The following is a 9,181-nucleotide window of genomic DNA, read 5'->3' as shown; positions in this document are numbered from 1 at the left end:
GATCGAGCCAAAAAGCTCAGGATCACGGTCGGCGAGGGACTGGGTGAAAAAACCGTCGGTGCGGTGCGGGGCATTCACGGGGCAAATCTCCTGTTTAAGAGGGGCCGATGCCGCCATTTTGGCCGCATCGGTGGTCATTGACTGGCGCTTGGGTGGGTTTTCAGATCACCCGATCGCGCGGTTCGAGGCCTTGGAAAAAGTCGCTGAGATTATCCAGAACGCGAAACCCCATCGCCTCGCGCGCTTCACGCGTTGCACTGCCCAGATGTGGCAGCATCACGAGGTTGTCGCATTGCAGAAGGTCCGGATTGATGCGCGGTTCACCGTCGAACACATCCAGCGCAGCCCCTCCGATCATGTCGAAGGACAGCGACTGAATAAGAGCCCGTTCGTCGATGACCTCGCCGCGTGCCGTATTGATCAGGAACGCATCGGGTTTCATCAGGTCAAGCCTGCGCGCGTTGATCAGATGACGGTTTGCGGCGCCACCGGGACAGTGCAGCGAGACGAAATCGCATTGCGGCAACAGCTCATCAACCGAGTCCACCTGCGTTGCGTTGCACTTGGCCAGCACGTCCGGCGCGATCGGGCTGCGGTTATGAACGAGGATCTCCATACCGAACCCGTGATGGGCGCGGCGGGCCATTTCCTGACCGATGCGACCATAGCCGATAATGCCCAGCGTCTTGCCGCTGACCTTGGTGCCTATCAGATGCGTCGGACGCCAGCCGGTCCAGTTGCCTGCGCGCAGTTCGCGCTCACCTTCACCGGCGCGGCGGGCCACCATCAGCAGCAGCGTCATGGCGATGTCGGCGGTGCATTCGGACAATACGTCGGGCGTGTTCGTCACGGTCATGCCCAGCCCACGCGCCGACGGCTCGCAGATGTGGCTGTATCCGACGCCGTAGTTCGCAAGGATCTTTGTCTGCGCGCCGGGTACATCCATTGCTTCGGCGTTCAGCGTATCGGTGACAGTGGGCAGCACCGCGTCATAGGATTTCAGTGCTTGCCGGAATTCGGCCGGGGACAAAGGTTTGTCCCCGGTGTTCAATACGGCGTTATAGTTCTCGGCCAGCTGCGCCTCGACGGCGGCAGGCCAACGACGGGTAACAAGAACCGAGGGTTTGACCATCACGCGGCCTCCATCACACGGGCGATTGTTTCACCTATCACAGCGGGGTTTTCGGCCACGGTCACACCGGCGGCGGACAGGATCTCGACCTTCTCGCTGGCGCTTTCGCCAAAGGCCGAGATGATCGCACCCGCATGGCCCATGGTGCGGCCTTTGGGTGCGGTCAGACCGGCAACGTAAGCCACCACCGGTTTGGTGATGTGGTCGCGGATGTATTCGGCGGCTTCGGCCTCCTGCGGGCCGCCGATCTCACCAATCATGGCGATGACGTGAGTATCCTCGTCCTCTTCGAACCGCTGTAGGATGTCCTTGAAGGACGAGCCGTTGATCGGGTCGCCTCCGATGCCGACACTGGTCGACACACCAATCCCGCGCTCTTTCAGCTGTGCGGCGGCCTCGTAGCCCAGCGTGCCCGAGCGCCCGATGATGCCCACATTGCCCGGCAGGTAGATATGGCCCGGCATGATCCCCAGCAACGCCTTGCCGGGTGAGATCGTGCCCGCGCAGTTCGGCCCGGTCAGAACCATCCGCTTTTCCTTGGGGTAGCGGTACATGTACCGTTTCACCCGGATCATGTCCTGCGCCGGAATGCCGTCGGTGATGCAGACGCAATAGCGGATTCCGGCGTCTGCGGCCTCCATGATCGAGTCAGCTGCAAATGGCGGCGGCACGAAGACAAGGCTGGCATCGGCGCCGGTCGCCTCGACGGCCTGTTTGACGGTGTCGAAGACCGGAACGCCTTCGACGGTTTCCCCGCCCTTACCGGGCACGACGCCGCCCACAACGTTGGTGCCGTAGTTCAGCATGTCCTTGGTGTGGAACCGCGCCATGCGGCCGGTGATGCCCTGTACGATGACACGCGAGTCACGATCGAGAAGAATGCTCATTACACAGCCCTCATCTTGGTGTTTTGGGTCAGATCGTTGCGCCACGCGCCCACGGCGCGTTCTGCGGCTTCCATCAGTGTTGTGGCGCGAATGATCGGCAGGCCCGATTTCGCAAGGATTTTCTGGCCTTCTTCCACATTGGTTCCGGCCAGACGCACGACCACCGGGATATCGAGCTCGAGTTCTTTCAGCGCCTGCACGACCCCTTCAGCCACCCAGTCACAGCGGTTGATACCCGCAAAGATGTTGACAAGGATCGCCTGCACGTTGTCGTCGGACAGAACCAAACGGAAGGCCTTGGCCACTCGTTCGGGCGAAGCGCCGCCACCGATATCGAGGAAGTTGGCGGGCTCACCCCCGGCCAGCTTGATCGTGTCCATTGTTGCCATCGCCAGACCGGCGCCATTGACGATGCAGCCGATATTGCCGTCCAGACCCACGTAAGACAGCCCACGGTCCGCCGCGCGGCTTTCGCGCGGGTCTTCCTGGCTCTTGTCGCGCAGCTCGGCGATCTGCGGGTGACGGAACAGGGCGTTGTCGTCAAAGCTCATCTTGGCGTCCAGCGCCAGAACGCGGTCGTCACCTGTGATGACCAGCGGGTTGATCTCGACCATGGTGGCATCCAGATCGCTGAACGCGGCGTAGCAGCCCTGCAGCGTGCGCACCATTTGTTGCACCAGCTTCGGTTCCAGCCCCAGTTTGAATGCGATTTCGCGTGCCTGGAACTCTTGCAAACCCACTGCCGGTTCAACAATTGACCTTACGATACTGTCCGGGCGTTCAGCCGAGATTTCCTCGATCTCCATCCCGCCCTCGGACGAGGCCACGATCATCACCCGCTGACTGGACCGGTCGAGCACGAACCCAAGATAGATCTCGCGGTCAATTGGCACGGCGGATTCGACATAAACACGGTAGATGCCTTTGCCTTCCGGGCCAGTCTGATGTGTGACCAGCTTGCGACCGAACAGATCGTCACAGGCCTGATAGATTTCGTTCTCGGTGTTGCACAGCTTGACTCCTCCGGCCTTGCCGCGCCCGCCGGCGTGGACCTGCGCCTTGACGATCCACTTGTCGCCACCCAGCTCGCGGGCGCGATAGGCGGCTTGCTCGGGGCTGTAAGCCAACGCGCCCGAGGGCACGTCGACACCGAAATTCGAAAGAAGCTCTTTCGCTTGGTATTCATGGATATCCATCTGCAATCCTCCCGTTCATGCAGTGTGATTAAGCGGCGATCGACGTGCCGTAGCGGCTTTCCAGCAAAGCCTCGATTGCGTCCCGGTCGACCTCGGCACCTAGCTCGCGCAGGGCCTCGGCGAACAGGCGAACGATCCGGCTGACGGCCTGTCGGTTCAGCTGGTTCAGGATCCCGATGCGGACCTGCACCGGCGCGCTGAGTGTCGGCCAGATGCCAAACCCACGGGCGCGGCAGTTCTGCACCAGTTCCATCTCACGGCCCGCCAGTTCCGGCGGCAGGTTCAGCACGATGAGGCTGGGCATGTCCGAAGTCACCTCACACCCCATCTCGACCACGGCATCGCGCAGGACCTTTTCGTGGGTCCGGTAAGACAGCGAGCGCTTGGCCAGACCCTCTTGCAGGGTCAGGCGCAGGGCTTCGTGGAAGGCTGCAACGGCGTATCCCGAATGGGTGCGGTGATAGGTGCCTTTTTCCACGTCCTGACCATCGACGATACCCCAGTGGCGGGCCTCGAAAATCGGGTTGTGAACATAGGTGTAGGCACCTGTCGTCTTCAGGGTTTCGATATAGGCATCGGTGAAGCTGACCGGTGCATAGGTCAGCGGCAGACAGCACAGGCCTTTCTGCGGGCAGGACGCCCAACCGGCGATGCCCGGAAAATCATCAATCGAGAAATCATCGACACCCAACGACGAGACCGCATCAATCAGACCCATCGCACCATGACGTTCACAGGCATCCGAGAACCCGCGCAGATCGTTGATCCGGCCCGAGCCGGTTTCCCAATGCGCCATGAAGGCCCATTTCGGCTGATGCTCAGCCAGAGCGGCTTCGACCAGCTCACCCGTCACCGGCTGGCCATGCGGTACCTCGATCACGGTGACGCTGGCGGCCTGCGGGTCCAGCGGGTTGGCCGCGTGTTCTTCGGGCGTTGCCGCCTTGATGCGAAGGGTCAGTGCATCAATGCCCGAGAAGGTGCCGTTTGTAAACGCAACCACCTTGTCGCCGGGCAGCACAGCCGAGAACATGGTGTCCAGAGCGCTCCAGCCGGTGCCAGCCACAGCGAATGTATAGGCGTTTTCGGTGCCCCAGATCTTGCGCAGCATATGCTTGCACTCGATCATGCCTCGCAGGACGTCGCCCTGCATGTGATCGGCAACGCCCGCACTGGCAAATGCGTTCAACACGCGGGCGTCGGTATTGCCCGGCCCCGGACCCGCGGCAAGCGTTTCGGGAATTTCGAGCGGTGGGAAAATCTGAAAGGTCATCGTTAGACATCCTCGGCGGTTATTCGGGCCCTGCGGCCTGTTGTGTTACGTTGCCGAATAGAAAACGCGGACTTGCCCTGTAACGCAACGTAACTTACTACTGCTTTAGGATGGCTAAATGGATGGGGAATTACCTACCCATTTAGGTAAAAATACCAAAGTATACCGAATTAGCACCTACCCAAACGGGTGGTTTTGGATAATAACAGGGTGAACCAGATGCCTGCTACCGCTAACGGTCCGATCGATGTCATGCTGGCGGACAGCAACCCGCTGGTCTTGTCCGCCATGTCTGAAATCTTTGAACGCGATCCGCGATTCTCATTGGTGGCGACCTCGGCCACCGCCGAAGGGTTCCTGGGAACTGTGATGCGGGTGCCTGTTCAGGTTGGCGTGGTGGACTGGAACCTTCCGGTGCTGGGGGCCGCCAAACTGATCGAAGTGTTGCGCGAACAGGCCAACGCCCCGCGCTTTGTTGTCTATGGGGAAACGACCGGTGAAATCCCGCGCCTGGCAATGCAGGCCGGGGCGGCGGGATTTGCCGCACGATCCGGAGAAGTGGAGGGTCTGCTGGAAACCTGCGTGGACGTGGCAGCGGGGAAAATGGTGTTCCCGTTCATCGATGTCCGCAAAATGCAGCAGGACCCGATCCAAAGCCTGTCCCGTAAAGAACGCGCCATCCTTGAAGCGCTGGCAAAGGGCATGTCGAACCGGGACCTGTCGAAAGAACTGCAAATCTCGACTAACACCGTCAAGTTTCACCTGTCCAATATCTACGAGAAACTGGCGGTGAAAAATCGGGCCCAGGCCATTGCCTTTTATTATTCGTCGCAGTTGTCCGGAAGCTAACTGTCAGCCTGACATCACTCTGCCTTGATCACTTTGCGGAACGGCACGACAGCGTTCGCAAGTTCCGGAGGTCGCATTCACCTTTCTCGGAGCTGGCAGCGGCAATTCCGACCCGTCCACTGATGTCTCCGCTGTCTAACCCGTGCCCGACCCATGATCCGGAATAATTCCGCCCTGATCGAGGCCACCCGCGACCGGTTTGCCCATGCCGAAAGCTGCCCGTTTCAGGGCGAATGTATCTTTTTCAAAATGCCGATGGCGCGCTTACGTTGAAATCGGTGGCCGAAACGTCGGCTTTCTACGCTGCGATCCCCGACAATCAGGGTCGCATCAATAACACCGCGCGTCGCTGGGCCGAGATTGCCGGGCTGGATTAAGTGAGCGTCCCGCATGACAACGATGCCGGCTTGTTCTCTCCCTAGATAGTGTTTTCGCGTCACGGATACGACAGTACCAGGATTTCCGACCGGCTCCCCTCAGCGCCGCATGACATGCTGATAGGTGCGCCAGCCACCGGATGAGAGTTGGGCACCCGCGACACCGGGTCTTATGCGACCGTGTCGGATGTGGTGGCCTATTTCGATATTCCGGCAACGTGCTTGTATCACTTGGCCTGCTGGATTGTTTCCGCATCTCGTTTTGTCACTACAATACTGAACAGGAAATCGCCCGCTTTCTGGCGGCGGTCAAAATGCTCGGCGACGGAGGCCAAGAAAGCTGTGCGTTCCGAGTTTCTGGGTTTGAGAACCGTGTAGATCTTTCAACAAACCAAACCTTTGGGTCAGTCTGGAATAATTTTTACATAACTCTCATTACGGGCCGTTAGCTGCTGTGACAGTTCGCCTGTCGGAGTACGTAAATAATGGGACTGAATTATTGAGACTCGCTTCCCATTGAATTCAACACCTTAAGATTTTTGCGCTTTTTGAGTGTTTTGGTGGTTCAAGCGCTTCAAGTCGACGTTGAACAGAAAGCCAATGAGCCTCTTAGCAACCTGGAAACCAGCACAGTTTGTCTTACTTGGGCTTGATTGATTAGCAGAATACCCGGCCTCAGCGCTCGGGCCATTACGGACGTTGATCCACTACCTATGTTGCCGCGGTGCGGCCCGTTGAAGCTGCCATTCGCTGCGGGTGCAAATTTCAACTCAGACTGAACTCGGGAATATCGGGACTTTTGCCTGGCGTCGCATTAAGGACAGACATGCATTTGGCGACCTTTCTACATGATGGGATGACCGCCCCTAATTCCATACCTCAATCAACAGATCGCATCCTTGTCGGTGTTGCACTGATGCTCGGGTTTTGCCTGACTGCTCCATTGTTAGATGTAGCTGCGAAACTCGCATCGGCGAGTGTGCCAGTTGGGCAGATTACGGCTGCTCGCTTTGTGGTGCAGTGCACGTTGATGGCGCCGTTTGTCTGGATTATGGGACTGTCGTTGCGTGTGGCGCGAGGTGATTTGATGGTACTCGTATTCCGCTCTTTACTCTTGCTGTTTGCGACGTTTTGTTTCATTGCAGCAATCCGCGTGATGCCACTTGCCGATGCGTTGGCAATCGTATTTGTGGCCCCGTTCATAGTCTTGTTGGTCGGCAAGTTTTATCTTGGCGAAGATGTCGGCCCGCGTCGTGTCGCGGCAGCGCTTGTGGGGTTTGTTGGGGTGTTGTTCGTCATCCAACCCAGTTTCGCGGCCTTTGGCGCGGTTGCCATTATTCCACTCGGCACTGCAATTGCCTTTGCTTTATACATTCTTGTGACGCGGGGATTGTCGCGCCGAATGCACCCGGTGGCCCTGCAATTCCACACCGGCCTGATTGCCAGCCTGTTTTGCATTCCAATCTTAATAGTTGCGCAAGGTTCCGGCTCTGATCTGTTCGATCCCGTTTGGCCGACAGATATTGCGTTGTTATGGCTTCTGGGTGCTGGCTTTTTCGCGACGGTGAGCCACATGATGATGACCTATGCACTTTCATTTGCGCCTTCTGCGACATTGGCTCCACTGCAATACTTTGAACTGCCGGTGGCGACCCTGTTCGGTTATCTTGTTTTTAGTGACTTCCCAAACACGCTTAGCCTGATTGGTATTGCCATCATCATCAGTGCAGGGCTTTATATGATACATCGCGAAAGGGTTACAGCCAGACAGTTGGTCACCGAGCGCGCCGCACCTCCAACCTAAGGCTACACACCCTCGGCCCACAGCCGACATTAGATATCTCTCAGAGTCCACCCATCGGCTTTCCGAGAACTGCCGTTCGTTCAAAGCGCAGCAATTTCAATGAGCGGATTGCCGTGAGACAAACAAACCTGCCATCGTTGAGAAGCGCTGTTAAGCAAACTTGATTGCTTTCAGAGACCCGATTAACGTTTCTGCAACCATGTATTTTCGCGATTTTTAGGACATGTAGATATAGATGACACCTGATGTACAAACCGCCCGTCGCATAGCTCAAGATCATTGCGCTGCTTGGACAAACCGGGCGCCTGGCGATGTCGCCAGAAGATATGCTGAGCATACAATCATGATAATGAACGGTGGCGACCCAATGGAGAGCCGGACGGAAATTGGCGACATGGCAGCGGGATTTATGGCTGACTTCCCTGACCTCGTTCTTAACCTCGACACGGTTCTGGTCGCCGATCACCACATGGTCTATGCGTGGACTTTCGAAGGCCATCATAAAGAGACTGGTAACCATGTTCGTTTCTCGGGCTGGGAAGAATGGGACTTAGACGACAACCTGAACGTCACCAAATCGCTCGGTTGGTATGATGGTGTGGATTATGAACGCCAAGTTGCGGGAACATGAACATATCCGGCGCCAATTCGCGCACTGTACGCACAGTCATATACGGCAAGTTAGACCCAATTTGACTCTAGTCGGAGCTCTTTACTGCCTACAGCAAGTGAGAGGGCGTCCATCGGAAAAGGCTTTTCTCATATTCGGTAATTGAATTCGAGAGCCACTGCATGAACAGATTTGTCGCTGGTCGAACCGGGCCCGGCAAAGTGACAAGGTAGTAGCCGATCTGAGGTATTGGATCGTCGAACAGCGCCACGAGTTGTCCCGACTTCAGCTCGTCGGAAACAAAAGCCGGTACCGTCGCCCCAATACCATCACCACGACGGATGCCATCCAGCAGCATATTGCCCGGTACGCGGACAACTCTCCTGTCGGCGTCGGTCGGAACTCCGACCTTTTCTAACCACAGGTCAAACTCGACTGACGCTTGTTTCTGAAGAAGCGTGAAATCAAGCAATTCTGAAGGATTCGTAAGCACCTGGTTTCCGATCAAGTCACGGAACGCGACGACTTTCAGACAGCCAGGTAACAGCATCTGCGATACAAGCCCTGGCCAGTGACCTGTTCCGTATCGGATGGCCATATCAATTCCGCCCGGCATGAGGTCGACAGCTTGGATTGTTGAATCGATCCTCAATTCGATATTGGAAACCATCTTCGAGTTTTTACGCGAAGGTGATGAACTGGTTGTTCACCGACTTGACCGCCTTGGTCGTTCTACGAGGGATGTTCTGAACCTGGTGCATGAACTGGATACCAAAGGCGCTTCCCTGCAGGTTCTTGAACCGGAAGTGAGTACAGCCGGTGATCTTGGTCGAATGGTGGTAACTCTGGTCGTTTCATTTGTTTTCCTTTCAATCCGCACGACATCAGGCACGGAGAATTCCGTGTTGGGTGCGACTAACTGGAAAACAATCAAGGCATGATTTCAGCTAACATAGCTTAGTCCTGTCGGCAGCGTTGTTGGGTGGCACGAAACGGCCGTACGTCAGGCTTGATCTGAAAGACCGCAACGCAGGACTGAGTGAACATTCGCTGCAA

At 57.1% G+C, this 9,181-nt stretch carries 10 protein-coding genes; 5 read left to right on the top strand and 5 right to left on the bottom strand.

Annotated elements, in window-relative coordinates; genetic code table 11:
• Nucleotides 1-160: 160 nt before the first annotated feature.
• From GOX88_RS21135 to GOX88_RS21120, 4 genes are read right to left on the bottom strand one after another with little or no spacing between them, the layout of a single operon-like run.
• Nucleotides 161-1,132 carry a 2-hydroxyacid dehydrogenase gene (locus tag GOX88_RS21135; protein WP_170406670.1) on the bottom strand — a complete coding sequence of 324 codons (972 nt, stop codon included), beginning with the start codon at nt 1,130-1,132 and terminating at the stop codon, nt 161-163.
• On the bottom strand, nt 1,132-2,019 hold the full coding sequence (gene sucD / locus GOX88_RS21130) for a succinate--CoA ligase subunit alpha (protein ID WP_170406667.1): 888 nt from the start codon (nt 2,017-2,019) through the stop codon (nt 1,132-1,134). Before sucD ends, GOX88_RS21135 begins: the two co-directional genes overlap by 1 nt.
• Complete coding sequence (locus GOX88_RS21125) at nt 2,019-3,215, bottom strand: malate--CoA ligase subunit beta (protein ID WP_170406664.1); 1,197 nt, start codon at nt 3,213-3,215, stop codon at nt 2,019-2,021. The genes sucD and GOX88_RS21125 overlap by 1 nt, the downstream gene beginning before the upstream one ends.
• Before the next feature lie 28 nt (nt 3,216-3,243).
• Entirely contained in the window at nt 3,244-4,485 is a 1,242-nt protein-coding gene (locus tag GOX88_RS21120; protein ID WP_170406659.1) for an aminotransferase class V-fold PLP-dependent enzyme, read from the bottom strand.
• A 219-nt stretch (nt 4,486-4,704) separates the two neighbouring features.
• Between GOX88_RS21120 and GOX88_RS21115 the strand changes: the two genes are divergently transcribed.
• The 4 genes from GOX88_RS21115 (at nt 4,705) to GOX88_RS21100 (ending at nt 8,146) form a co-directional block, all read left to right on the top strand.
• Complete coding sequence (locus GOX88_RS21115; protein WP_254443393.1) at nt 4,705-5,334, top strand: response regulator transcription factor; 630 nt, start codon at nt 4,705-4,707, stop codon at nt 5,332-5,334.
• Nucleotides 5,335-5,567: 233 nt separating this feature from the next.
• Nucleotides 5,568-5,711 (top strand): hypothetical protein, encoded by a 144-nt coding sequence (locus tag GOX88_RS23870; protein ID WP_437436441.1) that lies wholly within the window; start codon nt 5,568-5,570, stop codon nt 5,709-5,711.
• Between the two features lie 856 nt (nt 5,712-6,567).
• Entirely contained in the window at nt 6,568-7,515 is a 948-nt protein-coding gene (locus GOX88_RS21105; RefSeq protein ID WP_367648094.1) for a DMT family transporter, read from the top strand.
• Between the two features lie 235 nt (nt 7,516-7,750).
• Entirely contained in the window at nt 7,751-8,146 is a 396-nt protein-coding gene (locus tag GOX88_RS21100) for a nuclear transport factor 2 family protein (protein ID WP_170406655.1), read from the top strand.
• Nucleotides 8,147-8,234: 88 nt separating this feature from the next.
• On the opposite strand, the gene GOX88_RS21095 is transcribed toward GOX88_RS21100, so the two are convergent.
• Complete coding sequence (locus tag GOX88_RS21095; RefSeq protein ID WP_217354280.1) at nt 8,235-8,795, bottom strand: LysR substrate-binding domain-containing protein; 561 nt, start codon at nt 8,793-8,795, stop codon at nt 8,235-8,237.
• On the opposite strand from GOX88_RS21095, the gene GOX88_RS21090 reads away from it, so the two are divergent.
• Nucleotides 8,785-9,066, top strand: coding sequence for a recombinase family protein (locus tag GOX88_RS21090; protein ID WP_254443392.1), 282 nt, complete (start codon nt 8,785-8,787; stop codon nt 9,064-9,066). The two genes, GOX88_RS21095 and GOX88_RS21090, sit on opposite strands and share 11 nt — an antisense overlap.
• Nucleotides 9,067-9,181: the final 115 nt, after the last annotated feature.

Origin of the sequence: Ruegeria arenilitoris, from assembly GCF_013030985.1 — a bacterium.
GTDB lineage: Bacteria > Pseudomonadota > Alphaproteobacteria > Rhodobacterales > Rhodobacteraceae > Ruegeria > Ruegeria arenilitoris_B.
The sequence above is the reverse complement of the archived record's forward strand: the minus strand, read 5'-3'. Positions and strand labels throughout refer to the sequence as shown.